Here is a 430-nt window from a genome sequence, read left to right on the forward strand (position 1 = left end):
AGCCTATTCAATAATAGCTGAGAGCAATGAACACATTTCAAGGTATAGAACGTGCGATTTATGAATACTTGATCAGCCACGCCAGTGAACTTCAAGATATTTCCGCCAAAACCATTGCAAATAAAGCCTTAACGACCACAACTTCGGTTAACCGTGTCTGTAAAAAGATGGGCTACGCAAGCTATACGGAGCTACGTTACAAGTTAGCAAGCGAACTAAGACAACAAGTAACTGAACCGTCGAATGAAACGAATCTGCAACAGATTATTGGTGTAGCCAATACACTCAAGTCGTCACCAGTGGTGTATTTATACTCACGTGGCGCGTCCATCGTGAGTGTTAGCTATCTTTCTCGATTTCTGTCGTTAGCCAATGTGCCTCACCTGGTGATCACAGACATCCATCAACTGACTCGAGCTGAGCTCGGTAC

1 pseudogene is annotated in these 430 nt (G+C 44.0%); it reads left to right on the forward strand.

Annotated elements, in window-relative coordinates:
* Window positions 1–26: 26 nt before the first annotated feature.
* Window positions 27–430, forward strand: a pseudogene (locus AB4512_RS25195) (MurR/RpiR family transcriptional regulator); the annotation flags it as partial.

Source organism: Vibrio sp. 10N.222.52.B7 (assembly GCF_041474275.1).
Taxonomy (GTDB): domain Bacteria; phylum Pseudomonadota; class Gammaproteobacteria; order Enterobacterales; family Vibrionaceae; genus Vibrio; species Vibrio crassostreae_C.